Annotated in this window: 12 protein-coding genes and 1 tRNA gene; 5 read left to right on the top strand and 8 right to left on the bottom strand. The window is 66.9% G+C overall.

Translation table 11 applies throughout. The features are described 5' to 3' along the window. The first annotated feature begins 165 nt into the window (after positions 1-165). Entirely contained in the window at positions 166-1,131 is a 966-nt protein-coding gene (locus ON22_RS33165; protein WP_033241965.1) for a hypothetical protein, read from the top strand. Between the two features lie 16 nt (positions 1,132-1,147). Here the strand turns inward: ON22_RS33165 and ON22_RS33160 are convergent, their stop codons facing one another. The 4 genes from ON22_RS33160 to ON22_RS33145 all read right to left on the bottom strand — a co-directional run bounded on the left by ON22_RS33160 (position 1,148) and on the right by ON22_RS33145 (position 3,541). Next, positions 1,148-1,606 (bottom strand): hypothetical protein, encoded by a 459-nt coding sequence (locus ON22_RS33160; protein WP_033241964.1) that lies wholly within the window; start codon positions 1,604-1,606, stop codon positions 1,148-1,150. A 120-nt stretch (positions 1,607-1,726) separates the two neighbouring features. Next, positions 1,727-2,356, bottom strand: coding sequence for a hypothetical protein (locus tag ON22_RS33155; RefSeq protein WP_051158398.1), 630 nt, complete (start codon positions 2,354-2,356; stop codon positions 1,727-1,729). A 283-nt stretch (positions 2,357-2,639) separates the two neighbouring features. Next, positions 2,640-3,017: a DUF5313 family protein gene (locus ON22_RS33150; protein WP_033241963.1), complete on the bottom strand. Its 378-nt coding sequence runs from the start codon at positions 3,015-3,017 to the stop codon at positions 2,640-2,642. A 59-nt stretch (positions 3,018-3,076) separates the two neighbouring features. Further along, the gene (locus ON22_RS33145) at positions 3,077-3,541 is read right to left on the bottom strand and encodes a MarR family winged helix-turn-helix transcriptional regulator (protein WP_086007846.1); all 465 of its coding nucleotides are present in this window, start codon (positions 3,539-3,541) and stop codon (positions 3,077-3,079) included. Between the two features lie 355 nt (positions 3,542-3,896). Between ON22_RS33145 and ON22_RS33140 the strand changes: the two genes are divergently transcribed. Continuing rightward, positions 3,897-3,970: transfer RNA gene (locus ON22_RS33140), tRNA-Pro, on the top strand. Here the strand turns inward: ON22_RS33140 and ON22_RS36200 are convergent. Next, on the bottom strand, positions 3,936-4,250 hold the full coding sequence (locus ON22_RS36200; protein ID WP_231508025.1) for a tyrosine-type recombinase/integrase: 315 nt from the start codon (positions 4,248-4,250) through the stop codon (positions 3,936-3,938). The two genes, ON22_RS33140 and ON22_RS36200, sit on opposite strands and share 35 nt — an antisense overlap. 146 nt (positions 4,251-4,396) lie before the next feature. Between ON22_RS36200 and ON22_RS37445 the strand changes: the two genes are divergently transcribed. Beyond that, positions 4,397-4,801 carry a transposase gene (locus ON22_RS37445; protein ID WP_174375649.1) on the top strand — a complete coding sequence of 135 codons (405 nt, stop codon included), beginning with the start codon at positions 4,397-4,399 and terminating at the stop codon, positions 4,799-4,801. A gap of 92 nt (positions 4,802-4,893) precedes the next feature. On the opposite strand, the gene ON22_RS33130 is transcribed toward ON22_RS37445, so the two are convergent. Further along, positions 4,894-20,844, bottom strand: a complete 15,951-nt coding sequence (locus ON22_RS33130; RefSeq protein ID WP_156052209.1) for a zeta toxin family protein — start codon at positions 20,842-20,844, stop codon at positions 4,894-4,896. Between the two features lie 9 nt (positions 20,845-20,853). After that, positions 20,854-21,633, bottom strand: a complete 780-nt coding sequence (locus tag ON22_RS37070) for a hypothetical protein (protein WP_156052208.1) — start codon at positions 21,631-21,633, stop codon at positions 20,854-20,856. Between the two features lie 687 nt (positions 21,634-22,320). Between ON22_RS37070 and ON22_RS37065 the strand changes: the two genes are divergently transcribed. Then, positions 22,321-22,668 carry a hypothetical protein gene (locus ON22_RS37065; RefSeq protein ID WP_156052207.1) on the top strand — a complete coding sequence of 116 codons (348 nt, stop codon included), beginning with the start codon at positions 22,321-22,323 and terminating at the stop codon, positions 22,666-22,668. 295 nt (positions 22,669-22,963) lie between these two features. Next, positions 22,964-23,149: a hypothetical protein gene (locus ON22_RS33120; protein WP_033241960.1), complete on the top strand. Its 186-nt coding sequence runs from the start codon at positions 22,964-22,966 to the stop codon at positions 23,147-23,149. Positions 23,150-23,212: 63 nt separating this feature from the next. On the opposite strand, the gene ON22_RS33115 is transcribed toward ON22_RS33120, so the two are convergent. Further along, the gene (locus ON22_RS33115; RefSeq protein ID WP_033241959.1) at positions 23,213-24,046 is read right to left on the bottom strand and encodes a class I SAM-dependent methyltransferase; all 834 of its coding nucleotides are present in this window, start codon (positions 24,044-24,046) and stop codon (positions 23,213-23,215) included. Positions 24,047-24,156 lie beyond the last annotated feature (110 nt).

Here is a 24,156-nt window from a genome sequence, read left to right as displayed (position 1 = left end):
CACTCGGACCTGGTTCCGAGCCGAGTGCGGTGGAAGAGGTTCGCACGTAACACGCAGATGACACCGTGAAACGGCCGATATCGTCGAATATTTGCGCCGAGGTTGCCCGTGCCGCAGACTCGATGCGGGCAACGGTCCCGCTCAGCTCGCACCGGGAGGTCACGGGTGACGGTTTATCGCACGCTCACACTTGTCGCAGCCGTGTTACTCGCCGTGGCGGGTTGCGGCGACGACCCGAACACCGGAGAAGGCGCCACCCGGTCACCGGCGATCCCCGCCCCGCCGCCGCAGTTCTGGTCGGCGCCCGCCGATACCCCGCAGCAGCAGTCCGCCGTCGCCCAGGCGACCCGCCAGGTCGACGTCTGTGCCCTGCTCCCCCGCGATACCCTCGATGACCTGGACCTCGGCGAAATCCGGGACGTGACGATCGGCCTGGACTCGTGCCGCGCCGTCCTCGGCGATCCGGCCCCGGCCGAAGCCGCCACCCTCACCTGGCATTCGACCCTGCTGCCCCCGCTGGCTCCGCGGCTCGGTATCGACAAACATCTCGGCGACGTGCACGTCCTGCTGGTCCCGGACCGCGACCCCGGCGCGCGCGCCTGCGGCGCGACCGCCCGCTTCCCGTCGGGCGCCGCGTTCTACCTCGGTCTCTCCGTCCCGAACCGCGATTCATGTGCGGTCGCTGACGGTTTGCTGCCCGGTATGATCGACCGCTGGCGGCAGTCGCCGCCCCAGGGCACCTCCCCCGATACCGTCGACACCGTCCTGCTCGGCGCCGACCCGTGCGCTGTCCGCGCGAAACTCGACGGCACCGCCGATACCGACGAACGCCGGCTGACCCAATGCCTGTTCCGGTACCGCGACGAAACCGTCACCGTGGCCTACGACTACCGCGTCACCGACCAGGTGCGCGCCCGCGCCACCGAAGAGAAGATCGACAACCGCACCGTCTTCCGCACGACCTCGCTCTACGACAGCAGTATCCCGATCTACTCCGCCGTCGTCGGCCCCGAACTACCTGCCGAAAGCACAGCTTTCGTCCCCCGCGTACCGGCCGTCGAAGTCACCTCGGCCACCGACGACGTCGCCCGCCAGGTGATGTCGCAGGTTCTGACACTCTTCCCGCAGTGAAAACGCCTGAAGCGCATCACTCGGGCAGCCGTCGTTCACACTCCTCGAACGGCGTACCGGAGTTGAAGCATTCGGCCAGACCGCTCTGCACATCGCCGGATGTAGGCGGTTCACCGCACAGAATCCCGCACCGCTGATATCCCGGAACCTCAGAACCATCGGGATAGCGACAGCCGTCCTCGGCACACGTGTACTCACGAGTGTTGGGATCCCTGGGTATCGGGTCCGGCGAGTACGACCAGACGAACGCATCGGTCGCCTCCACCTGCGTGCAATAGACAGTGCGGCCGTCCTCCACATGCGCGACCGCTCCCGACTCCTCGCAGTATTCGTTCAGCACCACGAGCGGCCCGGGCGGTGCGCTGTCGGGCGCGGCCACCGCCGGTGCCCCGGCGGCCGCGAATATCGCGGCCGCGCCGAGAACCGCACCGGCGATCCGAGAAACGATAAGCGGGCTTCGAGCTGTTGATTTCATCGGAATGCCCCATTCCAGTCGAGTCCATATCCCCGCCCCGGTTCGACGCGGCCAACAGTAACCGCTCACTCATTCACGGACAACGCCCAACAGCAAAAGCCTCCGCGGACCGGCCGGTTCTCAGGCCGAACCACCGTGCAGACCCGGTGTCCCGCGGAAGCCGGGCCGGCCGATGCGGGGATCGGCGGCTGCGGCGGGCGCCGGCTCATCTGCTACCCGGCGACCCTCGACTGCATCGACCTCACGCCGGTTGAAGGCAATATCGCGGACACTGCGCACCGACAGCCGTCCGAGCGAGGTCGCGGCGAAGAACAGGATCAACGCGCCGAGCCCGTAGAAGAATGTCAGCTGCACAAAGGCCTGCTTCCAGTCGGATCCCGCAACCGGTTCACCGATATCGCCGAGACCTAACGGGCCTGCCAGCAGCGGGCCGATCACGAACCACGCACCGGCTGCGGTGGCCAGCCACGCACCCGCACTCGCCACGATCCGATTCCGGCTCATCAGCATGAGCAGCCCGCCGATTATCGCCACCACCCCCGGCAGCACCTGCAGCCAGCCGCGCGCCGCGGACCACACCCAGGGCTCGTCGGGCGTATAGGCAAAACTGAAATACGGCCCGATGAACGGGATGAGCGCACCCCAGATACCCAGCAGCAAGACGGCCAGACCGCCCAGGGCACCACGGCTACGCGGGATATGCAGACGCCCTCCGCGCCCACCGGCAACATTTTCGTCGACGTCTCTCATGACGCCTCCAATCATCGACAGTAATGCCGACCACGCAGTACCCCGACCGAACAGATCTACGCAGGTCTCGGCGCCGGAAAGCCATCGATCTCGTGCAAGCCCCCGGTGCCGCGTACCCGCTCGAGGGCGTGGCGCTTCCGACTGCACCAGGAGGGTTTCCGGGGTCGCATTCCCACCCCGTCGCAGCTGCGGACACAGCGGTATACCGCCGACGAGACCACTCCGAGCGGTTCACCGGCCGTGGTCGGCGGATGCTTCGTCGCCAGGACCGGGAAACAAGGCGTCAGCCGCGGTTGAAGCGCCTCTCGTAGCTTGCGCGTTCCTCAGCGGCACGGCGATCCCGTTCCGGGTCGGCCAATACGGGATCGAGTCCATGCTTGACCAGCACATGACGCCGATGCACATAGACCAGAGCGACCGCGAAGAAGGCGAGCGGCAGGAACACCAGCGCGGCCATCGAAACGCCCATCCACCACGGCCCCGGCACCAGTGCGAACAGGCACAACAACGGAATCGGCGGCAACAGGAAACGCTGCAGGTACCGCCGGGTGGCACCCGGGCCGGTCTGGTCCCGAACAACCCATTCCTGCATCGAGGACGGCAGGGGCCGGCCGAAAATGTAGCGGATGCGCTGGATCGGTGTGGGAGTCCGATCGGTCACAAGGTCCTCCTGCCGGCGGCCCGAAAGCGGCGCTGCACTGCGGCGACTCACGGGCGCATTCATGATTTGTTCTCCGGATACGCGAGCGCCGCCCGGCGGGCCGCCTCATTGACTCGGCCGAGCACTTCACGCAACTCCTCGAGGTCACCCAGCCCGACTCCCAGTCGTTCGACAACGGCGGGCGGTATCCGTTCGGCTTCGCGCCGAAGCGAACGCCCGGCCTCCGTGAGGTCGACCACCAGAGTTCGCTCGTCCCCGGGGTCACGCCGCCGGGTGACGAGACCGGCGCCCTCCAAACGTTTGAGCAGCGGCGACAACGTGGGCGAATCGAGTTGAATCGCCTCCGCGATCGCCTTGACCGACATCGGCGCTTCCCCCCACAGCGCCAACATGACGAGATACTGCGGATGCGTCAATCCGAGCGGCTCCAGCAGTGGGCGATACACAGCGAGCACCGAGCGGTTGGCTACGGCAAGCGCGAAACACACCTGCCGCTCCAACCGCAGCGGGTCATCGATCTCCATAGTCATCACGCCTCCATCGACCCGGTTCCCCACCATAACCCGCGAATAGTTAATACACAAACTATTAGCGCGTCATTCAATACCGGAAGCGCCGTTGCCGACGACCTGATTTCCGACGCGAAAGGTAACCGGCCAAGGATCGGCAGGATCTCCCCACACAGCTTCGAACACCCCGGCCGCGGCCCGGCTCGCCGCAAGCGAAAGTTGCACCAGTCGAAACCATGGGACCGCGACGCGGACTCGGCCACACCGGGATACGCGACCCATCGGCAGCCAATTCACCCACTATGACCTGCCGATTAGTAGTCACAAACGACTCTGAGGTAATCTCATCGAGCACCCCGACGGGGCGCGACGGGCTGTGGCGCAGTTTGGTAGCGCACTTGACTGGGGGTCAAGTGGTCGCAGGTTCAAATCCTGTCAGCCCGACACAGAAAATCCCCTCTGACGTGCGTCGGAGGGGATTTTTTCTTATTGGGCCGCTCGCAGAGTTGGGGCCGATCTGGGCCGGGCCCGCCCGTGCCGCGACAGTTGATTGCCGTCCTTCTGCCGCGATATCCGGGGGTAGATACCGCTGCGTGATCCTGGGATCGATGTGCCCGGCGATCCGCTGAAGCCGATGCCACGGAACCACAGCATCCGCAAACCATGTCAGCCCGGTATGCCGGAGATCGTGACGCCGCAGATGTTCATATCCGAGCTTCCTCACAACCCCGTCCCAATGAGTCGCATCCCGCAGCACGCCCTGGCTGAATACCACCTACCCGGCCGTGTTTCATGAGCCCGTGAGGTGGGGATCGGAACCCGTTGTCCGGGTGGAGAAGTTGTTGATGTGGCGAAGTCTGCGGTAATTGGTTGATCGACCACGATCCAACTGAACACCGGAGACCTCGTGAACAGCGTAACGGCGTCCTGCCGTGCGGATTTGACCGATGTCCAATGGGCGATGCCGAAACCACTACTACCTGCCGGCATGAAAGCCGGCCGACCGCCGCGGTAGTCGAAACGGTACTTGATCGGCGGGATCCGGTGGCGGATCCGCGCCGGCAGCCCTGGCGTGACATCCCGCCGACGTATGGGCCGTGGCAGACCGTGTACGGGTTGTTTCGCCGCTGGCAGCGCGAACAAACCACGAGACCGTCCGAGCCCGTGATCAGCGGGCTCGACGTCGAAACCACCCGCGCGGCATCCGAAGACCGGACCACTGGCGAGATCTCGGCGCATTTCGCCGAGATCTGTGTGGTCATGGGTAATCCGTGAGATGGCAGCGCCGAAATCCGGAAACCGCCGCCAACGCTGGTAGAGCCCTACGCCTTCGTACCGCAGCCGAACCTGGGCAGCCGGTCGTCGGCCTACCGCGCAGGCCGGGACAACTTGGGCTCCGCGAGGACTCGTAACTCGTCGATCTCGTGCACAAGTGGCGCCCAGCGGGCAGGGTGTTGCGCTACCTTCGCCCGCACGAGCTCACTCAATCCGGCGATCCGTTCCTCGAATGTCCAGCACTCTTCTGGTGTCCACGCCCGATCTCTTTCGGCCTCCAACGCCGCCCGAGCACGCGGCGGATCGCGCCACTGCCCATCGGAGCTCCGATGGTTCTCGTAGAGGAGGCCGGTGCGGGTGCTTATTCGCAATGTATCCACCGAGATCGGCCTTGCGGATTCGACCAGTCGGACCAACTCCGAAGAGCCGAGATACAGCCTGTTGTGAGTTCGGCGTGTGAGATAGCGGCCGAATCCCTCGGTTTCACGACCGTACACAAAACGCTCCAACCGAGCTAGGTCACTCTGCTCCCTCGGCAGAGCTATTACCTCCATAATTGCCCGGCTGCGGCTTTCCGCTATCCGCTGAATTCGAGCGAGCGTCCTCCGGGGATCTGAATTGCCACCCTCCAGAAGAACATTGTATCGCAACGGTATCAGAAATTCCTCGAACATGTTGCGTAACTTCTGCGCCGTCGGGACCAGGTAATCGTGGGCGGTGAAGTCGTTTTCCCGATAGAGGCGTGAATATGCTGGATGAAATTTTTCCAGCTCGTCGGCCTGAATCAACGCGGCACCACCCCGGTCGGCCAGGCGATCGCAAACCCTGTCCACCAGTGTCGATTTTCCGGCACCCGGCTGCCCGCCGACCACGTAGAGTACAGGTTCTTCCACCTGTTCCAGGGGGCGCCTCGGCCGGCCGATGAGGAGAGCAGGCCTTACTTCCTCGTCGAAAATCGACCGGATTCGGCGATCAGGTAGGTCGTATTCGCCGGTACGGGGCAGCAGCTCGGGCTCCGTGATCGCATAATGCGTACCGCTGTGCGAGTACGGACCTCGTCCCGGTCCGTACTCGCGACCGCTCTCTGACAACCCACGCCGCCCCGAAAGTCCGAACTGGTCGAAAACCGCCTCGTACAGATCTCCGACCGTACTGTCGGATGCTCGAAAAATCGCTGCATCCATCAATCCGACCAGCGCCAAGCCCCCGACCGTTTCGTAGAGCGAGTGATGCGCCGGCAGCAGGATGGACAGGATTGCTCCCGCGAAATCGAGCGTCGAAATATCCGGAGGCATGATCCAAATGAATTTCGATGCAATTCTCGCCGCAGTTCCAGACACCCCGGAGACAACGGGAACTCCGCGCTCGACCGCTGTCTGCCGGAACCATTCATCATCTGTTTCGAATTCGAATCGTCCCGCACCCGGCCGCCACGGCAGCGGAACAGCGAACTGGTGCGGGTCGAGCCGCAATGCAGTGGCCGCATCCACTGGCCCTTCTTCGCGGTATGCAATTACCCTGTCCACTACGGCGTGCCCTGATTCGTCTCTTATCCGGCGGCCGTGCTCGTCGTACCGGTAGAGCGGAATGATATTACGAAACGCGCCCCCTTCGGCGGCGAGCCGAGCTTCCAGCGTTTTCACATCGACGTGTCCCCGAGTGTCACGCGGTAACGGCAGCTCTGGATCGAGCCGGGTCTTCCGGTGCGCGACCAAGCCGCCGGGAATCGCTTCCAATTCCCGGATCGACAACGGCATACCGAGCAGGGCCCAGTCCTGAACGGTGAGGCTCAGACGTACTTGATCAGGTATTTCCCGCAGAGTTCTGTGCGCGCCGCTGCGGGTGATCTCCTCACGTATTGAGATGAACCCGGGGTCGCTCATAGCATTGCGCCCCTGGCGGAGTTCTGCCGCGACGATCGGCACGTCCGGGTCGCCGCCGGTAATCGTTTCGCACAGCCGGTTCAGCGCGTCGACATTCAGGCCCAGCCGGTGCGCTCGCTCGTTCCAGTCCGGTTGGTTGAGCAATCTCACCAGACCGTCGTCCAGCGTCGTGCCCGACGGGTTCGGCAGCTCCCGGCTTCGCCACATCGCATTCTGCACCGCAGCCATCAGCTCACGGACGTTGCCGTCTCGCTTCAACTCGTCCAACGGCACAGACCGTAATACCATTCCGCCCGAGATGGTCTCCTCGGGCGTGTAGAAGGCATTGTCGATCTGTTCTCGAGTCGCTTGCGGGTGCAGGGCCGACAGGACCTCACGCAGCCGGTCGATCACGGAGATGACGGATTGTCTGGTTTCCGGCCGGTGATAAAGCACCCGCGCCAGCTCGGACTCGTCCTGGGTACGCCGGTCCCGCCAGCCTCGCTCGTCGGCCGGCGGCCTTTCGCCGGGCATCGGAGGGCGCATTTCGCCCTCCCGGCGCGCGATGGGCGGCTCGTCGATATCCCTGATCCTCTGCACACGAACTGGTTCCTGCGCGAAGAGCGGGTTACCGCCATCACGTTCCCTCGCCGGGTTCGCCGGTTCGGCCGGAGCGCCACCAGATCTCCGGGGATCGGAGTCGTCGGGGACTACCATCGACTGCCCGGTCCCGGGACCGTCGTCGATGGAACTCCCTGATCCGGTGAGGACGGCCGGGGGCGGGCTCGTACCGGGCGAGTGCCAGGGACTGGCGAGGCGGGGCGGCGTGGTGATCGGGGCGCCGATGGCCTGGCGTGGGACATCGTCCGGTGTGGTGGTGACGTCGGGTGGAGCCGAGGGGCGGCCGGTATGAGCTGGAGTGGCGGCGGTGTCGACGGTTCGGAGGTGTGGCGAGGGAAGGCGGCGTCCGGACACGACGGGAATGCCGGTAGGCATGGGTGTCGCGGGTAGGGGTGGGGCGGCCGGGCGTTCGGCGGTGGGTGTCCACGGAATATCAAGTGGCGCTTCGGAAGGATTGCACAGGGAACCAGTGGAACCGGGGCGCTCGAGCGCCCACGGTGTCGGCCGCGGACCATCACCTGGCGCCGGCCCCACCGAGTGCTTGTCGGGCTCGGAGGGTCTGCTCCCGATCAATTCGGTCGACGCATCACGCCCGGCTCCCGAAGACCGGATCGTATCGCCTGTTCCGTGCGGATCAGTGTCCTCGACCAGAGGCGTGGAGGACCGGGAAGTCCGCCGGGTGATCATGCCGCCGGTTCCGCGGTGATACCGCGCGGCACCGAATCGCTGGCGGTCGAGGAATCGACGCGCCCGCCCGGCCGGTGAACTATCAGCGGCGTTGACCGTCAGGTCGTAGATGATCCGCGTCGCGTCCCCGACGTTGTCGTAGCCCCGCGACCGGACGTCGGAAAACGCTGCCGCAATCGCTTCACCCATGTTCAGCTGCCCTCCGGCGTGGAAGCTGTATCCGCAGAGCCGGCTCTGCAGCCACTGCTGGTAGCCGGCTTCCGTGGCCGGGCCCAGGCGTTTGGCGATGTAATGGTTCAGCAGCGCATTTGCGATCAGCGTGCGAGCCACACCATGCCCTGCGTAGTCGGCTGCATGCCCCAGCTCGTGCAACACTACCGCTCGCACAGGACGATGCCGGACACTATCGGGGTGGTAGCCACTGTCCGCCGCGATAGTCATAGCACGCCAGAAATTCTCGGCATTCTCGGCATAGTTGCGATCCAGCACCAGTCGCATGGCGTGGAGCCGGACCGGGCGACCGTCGGGGTGCTCGAATTCATATCGCCGCGGAGTCGCCTTTTCGTCGTAGGCTCGTTCGGCGTACCCCAATGACCTGGTGCCGCTGACTTTCTTCGTGTCGATGACGGCAATTTCGGGGACGTTGTAGACCGCGAGATCGTCACGGAATTCGAAGGCGGTCCGCGCGTATTCCCGCAACACGTCCAAGTCCAGTTCCGAATCGAACCCGGTCACCTCGAAATGCCGCCCGGTTTCGGCATACAGCGCCTCGCGCAGATGGGTCGCGATATCGTGCCCAGTCGACAGGGCCGCCCACTCGTCATCGGTCACCATGGCGGGCATCAATGCCGCGTTTCCTGGTTCGGGCAGGGGCACGGGGTCGGTATCGGTTGCGGCCACGCTGCGCGGCGCCGACTCGTCGTCTGCATCCTGCAGTCCGGCCAACCCGGTCAGCAGTCCTTCCTCCCGTTCCGGCAACTCCGTACTCAGTAGCCCCAGCGCCAGCGCCTTCGACTTGTCCAGCACACCCGTGGACCATTCGAACGCATCCGGCAGCATCTCGAGCTGCCACCGCCGGAACTCCGGCCCGTGCTGTGGGCGACCCGTACCGGCGAATGCCTCGCGTAACAATTCGTCCACGGCCGGGTGAGCTCGCCGGTCACGCGAAATATCCAGCGCTACAGCGAATGCCAGCACGGCGACCGCATAGGCCGGCCGATCCGGCACCATCGCCGGCAGCTCACCCGCGGCCACGGCTCCGTGCACGTGCTCCAGGAAGTAATCACCGTACGGATCATCCGGTGTGCCGGTCCTCCCCGTCTCCGCTCGGAAAACGTCCGGTTTCACAAAGAATCGGCGATTCACATACAGCGCCGGCACCTTCGGCGATCCCTGCTCTGCCGGCGAACCGGCCACCCGCGTACGCCGCGGATCATCGGAGGCGAATGCCGAGACCGCCTCACCTTCCCACAGAACAGACGGCTCGATGACCGGAACATCCACGTCCGGGTATCTGGTGAACAGCGTCACCCACGCCCGCGCGAACTCCGCAAGCACCTCCGGCGTCAACCGGGAATCGTCGAATTTCACGACCACACCGTCATGACCGGGAAGGGCACGCAGAACCGACTGCAACCGGGCACCGATCGTACGGTTACGCCCCAGCCGCGAGGTCCCCGCTTCGATCAACTCCGACCATTCATCGGAGATTCCCGGCCCATACCGCTGCGCGGGGGGCACGGCCGAGGGACGACTGCCGATGAGACCGTCGCCCATGCCTCCCCGCGACTCCTCGGACCGGGAACCGTCCCCGTTACCGGCATTCGAGGACCGCGGGCTTTCGGGCCGATCAGAATACGCGTCACTACCGGAGGTATCCACCGCACCGAGAACCCGCGCCCTGGCGGCTTCGAACGCCCGACCGGCGACACCGATCCTTGTGTCGTATTGGCGGTAGCGCTGCAGGAGGGACTCATTGCGCCGGAACCTGTGTGCGTCGAGCATCGACTCCCACCGGCCGTGCTGCGCGTTGCGGGCCGCGGCCTCGACGAGGAGATCGTGCTGGACCAGGCTCGGTGCTCGGACCTCGGCGTGCGGCCCGAGCACATAGCGGCGGACGGCTACATCGGCCCCGCCGTCGGCCACCGATTCTTCGGCTATGAACCGACCGGCCTCGTCGAAGCCGTAGGCGGGGATCGCGGTGCGCAGCCAGGCCAGCCAGCCGGCCGGCGTCGGTTCGCCGCGCTCCTCTGCGAGGTACAGATCGGCCAAGGCTTCGAGGGCGGCCATTTCACCGTCGTTACTGCCCGCTACGCCGAGTGCGTGCATGTATTCGTGTGCGGTGTAGGCGATGACCGGCCGCAGCAGGAAACTCTCGGGATGCAAACCTGAGGCGACCGTGCGCCGGACCTGCTTGCGCACTTCGCCGGCGTTCTCGGCCCATATGGTGTCGAAAACGATCGATTTGGTGTAGCACCGGACGGCACCGTGCGCCGGGAGGGTCGCGGCTTTGGCTCCATCTGTATAGCTGAGATTGCCGAAACCGACCTCGCGAATATCGGTCTCCGGATACGTCTGCATCAGCCAGACCATCCCCCTGGCGACTTCTTTCACCACGTCGGTGTCGAGATGTGGCGAATCGAAACCGACAACTTTGATGTTCTCGTGTCCCGGGACACCACGCAGGAGTCCCCGTAACCTATCCCCCACTGCCTCGTTGACCCGCGCGACGGCATTCGGATCACCGAGGTCCGCATCGGCGCCGATGACGGAGAATTCATCCACCAGATCCGCCGGCACCCCGAGCTTCTCGGCATTCGTCGCCTCCCGCAGCTCACCCATCGGTGCGTGCCCGGTGATCGGACGCTTCTCGATCCCGTCCTGAGCTGCCAGTAATTCGTATAGCCGCCCGGCGGGGCTGTCCGCCATGGCACGACCCTCGGTGATTGCCGCGGCCACCCCGACGGCCACCGTGTACTCCCGGCCGAGCGCGTGCATCAAGTCGCCCCTGCCGAGACCCTGCAGGACCTGCCAATCATCGAATGCGTCCCAATGCGGACCGCGCTGCCTCTCGACCGGCCGCGCAGTCGCCGCGAAGTCCTGCTCGAAGGATTCCATCAGCGTCGGCAGCACCAACTGGCCGGCGTACTCCCAACCCGGAATACCGAGATGGGGCAACAGATCACGCACCGCCCACCGATTTCTCGCGCGGTCCGCGGAATCACCGCGGCGCTCCCCCACCGGGGAGATCTCCATGGGGAGTGGCTCGGGTTGGCCTCTCAATCGACCGGTCCGGAGATCCAGGATGATCTGCCGCTGCCGCTCTCCGGGATAAGAAGAGTCGTAGGTCCTGATGTGTCGCGGGAAATCGTGTCGACCGAGCACGATCGAGCGCTTCGTATGCGCGGGGAAGACTGTGCAGATATCCAGCACCGCCTGCGCATACACCCGCAACTCGCCGATATCCACCTCCGCATCGACCCGATCGAATCCGAGCACGCTGTGGTCCTCGCCGCCGGGCAACGCCCGCAACTCCGCCTGCAGAGCGACACCGATATCGGCAATCGTGGTATGCCCCGCGAACACATCGCGCCGCAGGCTCTCGACCGCCGCCCACCCCCGCCCGGCATCCGCTCCACCCGCGGCATCCTCGCTCGGTCTCCGGCCGATAGCGCCGCCGGGTGCAGTGGCGTCGCCGACCGGCTCGGTGTTCGGGTGGCTGCCTATTCCTCCGGTGATGTTGCCGTATTCGACGATGAGGGCGATGAACTCGTCCTGGCTCGTCACCATGGCGAGTAGATCGATATCGTGGGGGAAATCGGGGACCCGGCCGAGGCGGTGAACGCCGGCAGCAGCCATGAAGGACCGGATGACAGCGTCGGAGCCGGATTTTCGCTGTGGTGCGTGGAACAGTTTGTAGGCGATCTCGGCCCAGGTGGCAGCGGTGAATTCGCCGGGCGCGGCCAGCTGGGTGAATGCGTCGTTGAGGATTCGCGTGCGCTCTTCCTCACGGGATGTTTCGGAGAACACCTGCCCAGGGCCCAAGGCCGGTCCACCGAATGGGAGTTTCCCCGTCCGTTCGGCGCGGCGCTGCCGGATTTCTCGCGCGAGGTTTTCGGCGGTTTCGCCACGGATGAGCCTTCGCCCGAGGGCGGTCGTGCCGTCGGTGAGGCGAATGCGGATTTCGAGGATGTCTCCGGTGACGCCTTCGGCGGTGAATCGCCGCGGGGCCCGTGCACCGGCGGCGGCGAAAGTCTCCCGGGCCCAGGTCGGCAATCCCACCGGGTTTTGCCTCCCCGGAATCCAGATCGGGCCGTCACCGTAGCGGGGAATCTCTCCGAGTCTGGTACGGCGGGGTCGGTCGATCGCTTCGGACAGCGCGTCCTGCCCGGCCTCCGAGGCCGTTGTCGTGGTGCGCTGATCGGTGATCTTCCAGAACTCTTGCTCCCAATCGGCGGGGCCGGGAGGACGCTCGAGCCCACGAAGACCTGCGACCACGGTGTTGGCCCAGTCGGCCTGGTCCTGGGCGAACTCGGCGAGCCGGTCGAGTTCGGCGGCGGCCTCGGCGGTGTGCGGGCGGGTTTTCCGGTCCAATCGCCCGGGCAACGGGAAGTCTTCGGCCTTTACGCCGGCATCCGACCGTCCCGGGTCGCCGAATACTTCATGCACTCGGTCGAACCGCTCCGCCGGCGAGGTATCCGGCCGGCACGCGTCGGCGGATCGGTAGGTCGCCGGATTCACCAGAGGCGACTCAGGGTTGCGCGCCGACTCCGTCAACAGATGGTTCAGCAGCAGAACCGGTGTCGGCAGCCTCGCGATCTCATCGCGCTCCGCCGCTCGCTGATGCCGGATCCCGGCCTCGGCCAATGCCTCTCCCGGCCGCAGCGAGCCCCCCGTCGCGGCACGGCTGTACCCCGGCAACTCCGTCAACCACTGCTCATAACTGACATCCGGATGACCGGCCAGCCCCAGCTTTTCGATCACCGCTTCGAATACCCCCAGAACCTGAGGATCCGGGCTCCGCCTCCCGGACCGAACATCGGCGGCCCACCGCCCGGACAGCACATCGGCCATATTCCGGAGGAAGTCCTCCGCCACCGCCTGCGCCGGGCCCGGCTCCGAACCCGGTCGCCGGCCGATCGCGCCGGCAGGCCCACCGGTGATCTGGTCACGCACCGCCCCCAATGCCTCGGCATCGACCCCGAGCTGCGGTGCCCGAACCCTCCAGCCGGGTTGATGCAGCGGTGCGACCAGACCCTCGTCCAGCGTTGTTCCCGGGGACCGATCACCCCCGAGTCGCGGCCTGCTCCACGGCGTCAGTGTCCGCCCGGACAGTTCGCTCGCGGTGTCGGTGACCGGAGCCTGCCGGCTTCGCCGTCGGCCGATCAGCTCTGGTGGCGGATCGAGTTGCCGCGCACCGTGATCGGCCGCCGCGTCGATAAGGGAGGTATGCGGCCGGGGTGGTACAAGACCACCGGAATCGGAGGGTCTGCTCCCGATCCACCCAGATGACCCGGCATCGCCCCCACCCGGCTCGTACAGTGCACCTCCAGAGGGCCCGGCATTATCGCGTTCGGTCATCACTCGCGGTGTGTCGCCATCATCGGGCAGAGTGACCGGGGCGATGTCGGGGGCATGGTGTAGCGGGGGGCGGTCGAATTGTTCGGACAGGGCCGCGAACATCTCGTTCACGGCACCGTAGCGGGCCCGTGATACGGCTTCGTCGACCAGCGGCAGCCGCAGACCGGTCAACTGCATACCGCGGAGCTGCTCGTACATCGAATGGTGGATCGGTGACAGCTTGGCCAGAATCGCCCCGGCGAAATCCACGGGGTCGACGTCCACTGGTCTCAGCCACCGGAAGGCGGAAGCCAGCCGGGCGGCACTGCCCGAGATCCCGGCCAGCAGCGGGATGCCCTGTTCGACAGCGAGCTCACGGAACAATCGGCCTTCCTTGTCGAACGTCACCGTCGAGGAACCGGTCCCCCAGGGGAGCGGAACGGCGAACTCGCCAGGGTCGAGCGCCAGGGCGGTTTCGGCATCGACCACTCCGGCGTCGCGGTAGACGAAGACATCGGTGACCACTGCATCGCCCGATTCGTCCCGCATCCGGCGACCGTTGTCGTCATAGGCGTACGCGGCAATGACAAAGCGCACGGGCCCGACGGCATCGGTGATTCCGCTGCCACTGCGGAGCTGATCTTCGAAGCGGAGGAGGTCTTCGAGGATATCCTCGCGGACGAGTCCGTGCTCGTCGCGGCGCAGTTCCCGGCGGGGGTCGAGCCGGCTCTTGCGCAGTGCGACCAGTTCCCCGGGTATCGCCTGGATTTCCCAGCGTGACAAGGGCATTCCCAGCAGCGCCCAGTCCTGGACGGTGATTCCCCGGCGCACCTGCTGCCGCAGGCCGAACTCGCGCTCCTCCGCGCTGCTCCAAGTACGTTCGGCCACGATATCGTCGAGATCGGGGGCATCGTGAGCCTGATTCACAATGTCCTTCAGCTCCCCTTCGCCGACATCACGCTGTGGGTCGCCACCGGTGATCCGGTCTCGGACCTCCTTCAGGGCGATATCATCGAGTCCCAGATCCCGGGCTCTCCCTTCCCAGCTCTGTTGCTTACCGCGTTCATTCATCAAACGCGCGAGACCGGCATACAGCATCGGCACGGTGTACTCGGTGCCGGCGAACTCCGGCACCAGATCACCCCGGCGCACGATCGGGTTGTACAACGCCTGCATCAGTTGTCGGAGGTTTCCGTCCGCCAGCAGCTCATCCAACGACACCGAGCGCGGCACCATTCCGTCCAGGACTCGCTCTGGTGCGAGGAATGCGCGTTCGATCTGGTCCTCGGTGGCATCCGGGTGCAATACGGTGAGCACCTCACGCATGCGAACGATCATCGCCCGCGCGGCCTGCTTCGTCTCCTCCTTGTGATATAGGTACCGCGTCAGCTCGAGCTCGTCCCGCAGACGGCGCACCCGCCAGTTCGGCTCACCTGCATCGGCCCCGGCACTGATCCCGGTGTCCGCAGGCGGCGATCGCCGTGCGGTTGTCGCGGGATCGGCAGGGGCTACAACAGCGTCCTCGGATGGACGGGCACCGACATGGGCGGGCTCTGCGCCGCGGACGGAGTTCGAAGCGTCGATACGCGAACCGGGTGGCCGGGCCGGTTGCTGTGGTGTCCGTGCCTCGGTCACGGGCGCCGGCGTTTCGTCGACTGGCCGATCCTGTCCCGGACTCACATCCGGCCGTTCGGTCATGGCTGCGGTGCCGGGCAGGCTGGTGGGCACGAGTTCGCCGGCCGTGTCGAAGTTGATGGTCCAGAAGCGGCGGTCGGCCGCCGGCAGCCTGCCGAGGTAGCGCTCTTGCTCACGCTGCCAGGTGGCCAGGGGGACGGCCCGGTTGAGCAAGGCGCGGCGGTCGGCGAGGTGCTCGGGGCCGAAATCGTTGGTGTAGTCGCCGTCCGGCGATGCGGCGAGGTCGACCGCTTTCAGATTCGGCCGGGCGGGGTCGGTGCTGTCGTTGACCAGTACGACGAGATGGTTCTCGGCGTCGGTGCTGCGACCCTCGGAGTTCTTCCATCGGTAGACCAGGACTTGGGCGCCTCCCGGGCGTCGTTTCAGCGAGGCGACGGCGTCGTCGAGCGAGCGGGCCTCTTGCGGTGCCCCGTTGCGGAACGATTGTCGAGTGGTGGCCCAGTCGCGTCCCCGCAAAGCGAGTCCGCCCGGTGGCATGGTGAAGTGGTCGGCTTTGTCGGGGAAGAGCACGCGCATACCGGTGACACCGTTGTCGACGCAATTGTTGGGGCTGCGGCGGTGGATCTCGGTGACCAGGTCGAGCAGGGCGGTGGTGGCGAGATAGTGCGCGGCTCCTTCGACGACCTCCGCGCTGGGAACAGTACGGTCGGCGCGGACGATTGCCACTTCGGTTTCCTGGTCGTACTGTCGGTTCGCTGCACTGCCGGCTGCCTCACCCATGAGGGCTTCGCCGAGGATGTCGCGGGCCATGGCAGTGCTGACCTCGGCGAGTGCGGGAGACACGTCGGTGGAAGGGCCGGGGTCGCGCTCGGAGGAAGGGCCGGGATCGGCCGCCGCCGTCAGCGCCCGGGCCAGTTCGCGCTGGGCGGCGGCTGCAGCGTTGCCCACCTGGCGAAGTCCCTCGGCACCTTCGATATCCACAGCATCCCAGCCGAGGGCTGCGGCGAGCTGTGCACGGCGCACGGTGAGGTGTTCGAGGGCCTGTTCGTCGGTGAGCAGCCCGTACCGGACGGCACGGCCGGGTGCGGTGGCATCGATGTACTGGTGCAGAGCTTCGACCGCTGCGGGAGGGACGGCGGCACGGCGCAGGAGTTCGCGAAGCGGATCAGCCTCCTCGGCGGTACGAGTTTCGGCAATGCGGGTCGTTTCGTCGGTGGCAGCGCCGGTGTCCCGAGCAGTATCGGTAACAGGGGCGGAGCCACGATCTGCGCCGACGATGTCGGTGCTGCCGGCGGGCGTCCCTTCGGTGTAGGAGTCGTCCCCGGGGATCGCGCCGTTCTCGGGCGTGGACGCTGCTGCAGCGGCAAGTGCGGAAGGTGGAACACCGAGCAGGCCGGCCAGCCTGGTCGAGCGGTCGGCGAGGGTATCGGGCCCTGCGATGTCGGCGTTGTCCGGATGCCACGGTGTGACGGCCTCGAGGAGCGCCTCGGGTTCGGAGATGGGGGCGTAGCGGAGCAGAAACTGCGCGGTCTGCTGATGGTGGGCGCGTTCCTGCAGCCCGGGCACGCGCGAGGCCAGCGCGTCCGCGGACTCGACGACAGCGTGGTGTGTTTCGCGGGTCGGGTTCGCGCGATGTGCACCGACGGCCTGTTCGTAGGACACCACGGTTTCGCGGACCCCGCTCAGGTGCATAGCGTTGCGGATGATCCCGTCCTGTGGGGACATGAATGCCTGCGTGCTGCCGGGGGCACCGTTGCGTGCGGTACGGTTCTTGCCCTGCTCGTAGATGTAGGACTGTTCGGGGACCTCGGTCATCCAGACGTGCATGCCGCCCTGGGCGAGCACTTCGTCAGAGGGGGAGATATCGACGCCGCGCTGGCCCTGCCGATTGATCACCAGGATCTTGCCCTGCGCACCGGCGGCGTCGAAAACGTTCTGCAGCCGAGTTTCCCATTCCGCACCCCACTTCGCGATCCGGGTGGCGTCGACGGCTTCGATCGCCTCGCGCGGCACGCCGGCCCGCACCAGTGCGTTCACCTGCTTCTCCACCAGATCGTTACGGTGGCAGAGGATTTCCTGGAACCGGCCCTGGCCGCCGTCCCACATGGCGTGGGCGGATTCGGCGAGTCCGTGAAGTTTTGCCCGGGTGTTCTCGTGCACCTCGGGGGCACCCTCGACCAGCCGCGAGGGGGTGTAGGGGTCAACCCGGTGCGGTGGGTCGAGGTGGTAGACGGTTTTCAGGACGCCACCGAGGTCGGCTAGGGTACCCGAGGCCCCCGTGACGTGGTCGAAGAAGCGATCGGTGCCGTAGATCTCGGCGGCGGTGATACTTCTGGCGGAGTCGGTGTCGGCGCGAACCACGATCCCGTGCTGTTCGGCGCTCATCCCGATCGTCTCGGCGGCGCGGATTTCCTTGGCCTCCACGGCCTGGGCGAGACCGGCCTTGCCCTCCTCGGCGCTCCACCGGGTTTCGCTCGAGGTCTTCGGATTGCGCTGCAGACCGTGTTCGCCCTGATCGATGAGGACGATCTTGCCCTGATCCATCACGTAGTGGGTCTTGTTGCGGGTGGTGAACTCTGCGGCGGCAGCCATCTCCAGCCGCGAGCGCCCCATGTCCTGCAGCCAGCGCTGCCCGCCTGGTAGCGCCCGTACCTTCTCCACCCCAGCAGAGGTGAGACTCGCCTGCCCGTCGTACCAGTAGTCGGCCCCGATCTCGAAGCTTCCGTCGGGCAGTTCGATATCGACTTCTTCGACGAGGCGTTTCAGACCGAAATCTTCATGGGACAACTGCCCCTTCGCCAGCGCGCCGGCCAGGAAATCATGAGCGTCGAACACCTCCTGGGCAGTCGGCTGTGCCGCCGCCTCCGACTGGCTCTCCGAACGGATGAACGTCTTCTCGCCGCGGTCGACGACGGCGTCCATCTCGTCGATCACCACGCTGCGCGGCGGCGCCTGCTGACCGGAATTGCACAGATGTCCGACCGTCTCGCCAGTGGCCACCACGATCGACGGGCGACCGGGCTTGTGCCCGAACCCGGACTCCTGATCGGCACGCACCACGTCGATACCGAAGGGCTCGAGCACCCGCCGGTACGCGGTGAACTCACGATGCGCCAGCCCGTCGGCGGTCGTGACCAGCAGCACCGAGCCCTCGCTGACCGCCTGCCGCATCGAATGCAGCATGAACATCAGCGTCTTGCCCTGCCCCGGCAGCATCTCCACCGGCCGCCCCGCCGCCAGCTCGAGCGCACCCTCGAGCTGCGTATGCCGCACCACCATGCCGCCGGGAATCTGCTCGCTCACGGTCTGGCGCCGAATGATCTCCATCCCCGCGATCAGCGAATCCCGCTCATCACCGTGGAAAAGCCCCGCGGCCACCGCTTCGTCGGACAGCTTGGACAAACGCAGATTCGCCGGAAGGTGCTCGGCCGAGCGGGCATGGAAATCGGCCAGGATCTCCTCGGCGCGTTCGCGCGACGTCGGCCCTTCCGGGACTCGACCGTCCGACGCCCCCGTCGACTCGGCCTCCGCGGCGGGCGCACGGTGACCGGAAGCATCGGACTCACCCGGGACCGCGCGGTCACCGGACACACCCGGCTCACCTGTGGTTTCGACTGGAGCGGCGGCTCCACCCACACGCTCACCGGAAGTATTCTCCCCACCTGCCGTAGCACGCTTGTTTCCGCCGCCGTCGGTCTCCGCCTGTGCGCTGGTGGCGCGTCCGTCGCCGGACGAGCGAAACCCGGCAGCATCGGTACCCGTCCCGTTCCGGCCGGCCTCGGCACCGCCGGCCGCGCCCTGCGGCACCGGGCGATCGCCTGCTTCGGCCGCCGGGCCGGCCGAAGCAAGCTCGGTCGAGGTCGAGGTCGAGGCAGCAGCGGTCGAGGCGTGCGGACGGTTCGCGGCGGTGTCCGTGCCTCTCGGTGGTGGCGCCGTTTCGCCGGCCGCCGAAACCGTCCGGGTCGCTTCCCCCGGTATCCGGCCCCCCACAGGATTGCGCTGAGCACCATCGAGTGCCGGCGCGTCGATCCGGCCGGCCGGCATCGCCGTCGCGGGACGGCCCGGAGCACCAGTGGTCTCGGGACGGCCCCCGGCCCCGGCAGCATCTGCACCTACCGCGGCACCCGATGATTCGACCCGACCGGCTACGGACTCCGGACCAGCTGTCACCGCGGCTGGATTCGGTTGTTCGGCAACCGCACCCGGTTCGGTTCCCCCCACATCCGGCGACACCCACATCCGGTCGGCCACGGCCTCGGGTCCGGATGGGCCGTGGGCGGCTACCGGTTCCGCGCGCTCCGCCGCACCAGGGACCGATTCCGACGGCTGGGCTGCCGCAGACGCGAACTCGGGACGGCCCGCCGCAGGCTGATCGGAACGACCGGCCGACTCGGCCCTCTCGGCATATCCCGGCTCGCTTCCCGGAGCCGAACCCGCGGCCGCGGAGGCGGTCATGCCGGCCGAAGGCTCTGCGGGCACACCGGACCTGCCGCCTGCCGAGACCACCGAATCCGGCACCGTCGCACCGGCTCGTTCCCCGGAGCTCCACGCCGCTTCCGCACCTGCCCACTCCGCCCGGGCTTGCTGGGAAATCCCGCGTGCCACCGAGGGCCCCCCGTCCCAGGCCGTGCCGGCGTCCGGGTGAACGAAACCGCCGCTGCCGTCCACGGCCTGTGGAGTGCCCCCCGGCCCCTGCATGCCGGCGCGGGCAAACATCGACCCGGAGAATCCGCCGTTGACCAGGGCGCCCAATATCTCTGTGTAATGCTCCGGCCAGCCGGCGACGAGCGCCGTGGCACCCAGACCGGACACCGCACCCGCGGTGCCGTGCACCAGACCCGTCAGCATCGGGCTGGAGCCCACCGCCGGGAATACCGTGGGCACGTATCGGGCCGCGAGCATACCGCCCGCCGCACCGGCCACACCGGCAAAGCCGGCCAATCCGATCGACCTCAGGTCGATCCCGGTCGGGTTGGTACCGTCCGCGCCCATCAGGAGCGGATCGCGATGCCCGGCCGCCACCTGTAGCCCCTGCACACCAGCATCCACCCCGGCGGTCAACCCCGCCGCCTGGACTGCCCCCACCACCGCGAACCGCCCCGGCCCTACCTTCGGCATCCGCGCCGCGGTATCTGCCGCGATGCGCTCATACGCCTGTTTCCACGCCGCCCGCATGGCCGTGACCCGCGCCCGCCCGGCCAGCAGACTGGCCTGCGCCGCGGGCGCCGCCGCCATCGCTCCGGCCGGACCGGACGCGGACGCCGCCATCAGCATCCCGACCAGGCGCACCGCGAGATCGATTGCGAAGACGAACATCACGCACAGATGTTTCTCCGCCTCGTTGGCGGCCGCATCGGCCTGATCGGCCAACGCCGCGGCCTGCTCACGCAGCGAACCCGCACCGTCCTGCTGCTGATCCAACGCATCGCGAAACCCGTCACCGAATCTGCCGATGGAATGCTCTTGCGCGAGCATACTTTTCACGTCCTCGGCATATTCGCCGAGCGCGGCGGCATCGGTGCGCAGTTCCTCGGCCATCCACCGCATCTGCGAGATGTCCGTAGTCGGCAGCATCCCCCCGAAAACCACCATTTCGATCGGCAACCGCACGAAATCCGGTAGCCCATCGAACGCATCCCGCAGCGCGACGACGGGGTTCAGTAATGTCGAATCGAACACCCGCGCCACCTAGTCCCGCCCGTGTGCGGCGTCAACCAGCAGCGCGTGCAGTGTCCGGGCCGGCGCACTCGCCTCGCCGCCCCGCAGTACGACCTCGGCGAACCCGGCACGCATGGCCCGCTGTAAGTCGAATCGGCCCGACTCGTCTGTCGCGCAGGCCAATTCGGCACGCCACCGGCGAAATCCCTGCACCAGCTCGGCCAGCGTCGTGTAGCGGCCCGCGACTGCTTTCATGTAGTCGGCCACCAGCGCCCGCCGCGCACCGGCCCCGGCGGCGCCACCACCGGCGCTGTCCAGCGCCGGACCGAGGGCACGAACAGTTTCCGCGTAGATCCCCGCACCACCGGATCCTGCTGCCGGATCATCCATCGCGACGGGGGCCGTGCCATACGATTCCCCGGCAGCAATGCCACCTGATTGCTCCCGAGTCGGGCGCGCCGATCGCGGACGAGCAGAATCACTCGATGGCACGTCGGCTGTGTCGTCGGTGTTGTCCGGTTGCGCGGCGGCGAACTCGCTCGACACTGCGGTCTCCGGGCCGCCCGGTCTGCGCGCCGCACGGCCGTCGAGGATTATCGACCGGATCGTCGCTGATAGTCGTCGTTCCTGCCGCCACTGCACCGGCTCCGAATCGTCGCCCAGCTCGGCCACTGCGACGCGATCGACAACGATCATCGGATAGTCCGTCAGCACTCGGTCGACCGCCGCTGCGAACTCCCGCATCGGCTGCTCCGCCAGGTCCGGCAAGTCGAACCCGACGACCTCGACACCGTGCGACCGCGCGAGCATCTGCGCCAGCCAAGGCAACACGTGCGAACGACCGGGGTTCTCTGTAGGTCGCTCATGTGTGGAACGGCGGCCGTTACCGCGCGGCGGCTGGGATCCCTGTGGGGGCGAACCGCTTTGCGGATTCGCACCGACCGGCGGCTGCCGGCCCGGCGTATTCGGGAAACGTCCGTTCCAGGGGCTCCCTCCGGAACCGAGAAGAGTCGGACGGGCGGACTCCGCACGGGGTCCGGTGTCGACTCGGTTCGGCCCCGCCGGCGCGGGGTTCCGTGGCAGCGGGAGACCGGTCGCCGTGCGAACCGGCACCGAGCGGGATGGGTTGCCACGACTCGACGCCTCCACGGGGCCGGTTCCACGGGCCTGAGCCGAGGCCGAGGTAGCGGAAGCCGGGGTAACGGAAGCCGGGGTAGCGGAAGCCGACGGCCTCCCACTCTGCGGCGGCGCCTCAGCGGCGCGGGAATTCGACACCTCGGTCGGCGCTGTTCCCGGGGGCGCGCCACCGATACCGGGCTCCGTCCACGACAGGATTGGCGATTCCGCCATCGCTCGGCGGTCCGGAGCTGCCTGGGACTCGGCCACCGGCCGGGACACGAAAGGGTCGGCAGCGTCAGCCGATGCGAAACGCGTCTCGTCGCCGGGGCCGGGCGCCCGCGTCATGCGCCGACCGGCATCCCGGTCGTAGGTCGCGAATTGATCAGCGGCACTGCGGATCGCCTCGGCGGTATCGCGCAAGCCGTCCGCCATGGCCTGCTGGCCGGCCAGCAACTTATCGGCATTGGGGGTGAAGTCTTTCGCGAACGCGTCGCCCATATAGTCGTCACCCCAGCACCCGTGGGCGAGATCCAGCGAATAGCGCAGGTCGGCGCCGGCGCGGCCGACGCGCTCGCCGAGTTCCGCCAGCCGGGCAGACTGCCGCAGCAGTTCATCTGGATCCAGCTCGATTTCGCCGGTCATACCGCTACTCGCCCGAGTCCGCCAGGCCGGCCCGCCGCCGCTGACTCCTGGGTCCGGGCCGGTCCGGCGCCGCGCCGAAGGTAGGCCAACGGCCACACCGGCAGCCGCTGCCGGCGCGAGGGCCGGCAGCCTCGCGCGATCTCGTCGACCACGCCCGTAATCTCCCCGCCGTTTCGGGCCATCCCGCACCCCTTGTCGACAGGTGGGCCACCACGACACCGGTGCCCATCCAAAGTTCCACAGCACGTTCCGCATCACCGTCGGCCCACCGAACGACAGTAGGCCGATTCGGCATGACAGTATCGGTCCGCGCCAGTGCCTGCGTCGCCCCCGATATTTCCAGCGATGGGGACGCGTAGTCATCGCTGGCCAGCGCTGATTGCGCAGCGGACAGCGCACCATCCTGATCGAGTTCGACAGCTTCGAGCAGGCCGTCGCGGCGTACGAGCGACCGGCCGGCATCCACGGCGAGATCCGCTACGCCGCACCGCTGTGGGAGGCCACGACTATCACCGCGCTCGCACGCGGCCTGCAATCCGCGATCACCGCACTGTCGAACGGTTAGGCGGCCCGGCGCCATCGGCGGGCGCTCTGGCGTTCGACCGGGCCATACTTCATATTGTCCGCCCTATCCCCGCAACACCCAGCCTCGAGCCACATCTCCGAGGTTCCACCACGAAACATACTGTGAATCTTCCGATTCGATCATCCAAGCATCGGACAGCCGATCGAAGAATGCGTCATCGCCGGTCTTACCACCCTTCGGCTCCCCGACGTAGACCACGCGCCGGCCACCACGCGACTCGAACAACTTCAACGCTTCGGACGCCATCGGATCACCCCATCCAGGCGGCCAGCACAGAAACAGAACCGAGTCGCCATCCAACGCGGAATCGAACCCTTCCAAGCCCTCCACCGGGAACCAGACATCCCGTTGCCCACTGGCCCCGGGAAACGACGGGTTCGCGATCGAATCCGGCGGTTCGGAGTCGAACGCCCGGACCGTCGATCCCTGATCCGCCAACAGTCGAGCCCAGTAACCACGTCCCGCTCCGAGCTCGACAACCGTCTGCCCGCCGCTGAAGGCCGCAATCCACTCGATCGTCTCCGGCGACGGGACCGCGTAGGCATAGGCAGCCTGCAAGATCGTCTGCGCGAACCCCAGCCGAACGCTGCCGTTGGCGCTACCACCGTTCACCACCCGGCGGTCACCCTCCACCCCGGTCGAAGGCCCGACGACATCCCAGTACGGATTCCCCGACGCCGACTCACCACCGGCCAGGTAATGCACGAACCGCAGATCGAACGCCGCATCGGCCTCCGGATTCTCAGTACCCGAAAGCATCGGAGCCGTATCCAGATACTCCGCGACCTTCGGATACTCGTCCTTCAACCGCTCCCCGTCATCGAGCAACGCAGCCAGTTCGTTTCGTCGTTCGGGCGTGAGCACGAGACCAGTCATACGGTCGATTCTCCGTGCACAAACTGAACTCTGCGAGTGGTTGCCCGAATGGCTATATCGGTTCAAGGGCGCCGGCGCTGCTCGCCGCACTAGGCCACGCGCCCGGCGCC

This window comes from Nocardia carnea NBRC 14403, assembly GCF_000308515.1.
GTDB classification, from domain to species: domain Bacteria; phylum Actinomycetota; class Actinomycetes; order Mycobacteriales; family Mycobacteriaceae; genus Nocardia; species Nocardia carnea.
This window is presented reverse-complemented; position numbering and strand designations above follow the sequence as displayed.

What these genes read in the sequence shown, in the direction of transcription:
- ON22_RS33160 (WP_033241964.1), bottom strand. Translation starts at nt 1,606, where the DNA reads ATGAAATCAACAGCTCGAAGCCCGCTTATCGTTTCTCGGATCGCCGGT.
- ON22_RS33155 (WP_051158398.1), bottom strand. Translation starts at nt 2,356, where the DNA reads ATGAGAGACGTCGACGAAAATGTTGCCGGTGGGCGCGGAGGGCGTCTG.
- ON22_RS33145 (WP_086007846.1), bottom strand. Translation starts at nt 3,541, where the DNA reads ATGGAGATCGATGACCCGCTGCGGTTGGAGCGGCAGGTGTGTTTCGCG.
- ON22_RS37070 (WP_156052208.1), bottom strand. Translation starts at nt 21,633, where the DNA reads ATGCTCGCGCGGTCGCACGGTGTCGAGGTCGTCGGGTTCGACTTGCCG.
- ON22_RS33115 (WP_033241959.1), bottom strand. Translation starts at nt 24,046, where the DNA reads ATGACTGGTCTCGTGCTCACGCCCGAACGACGAAACGAACTGGCTGCG.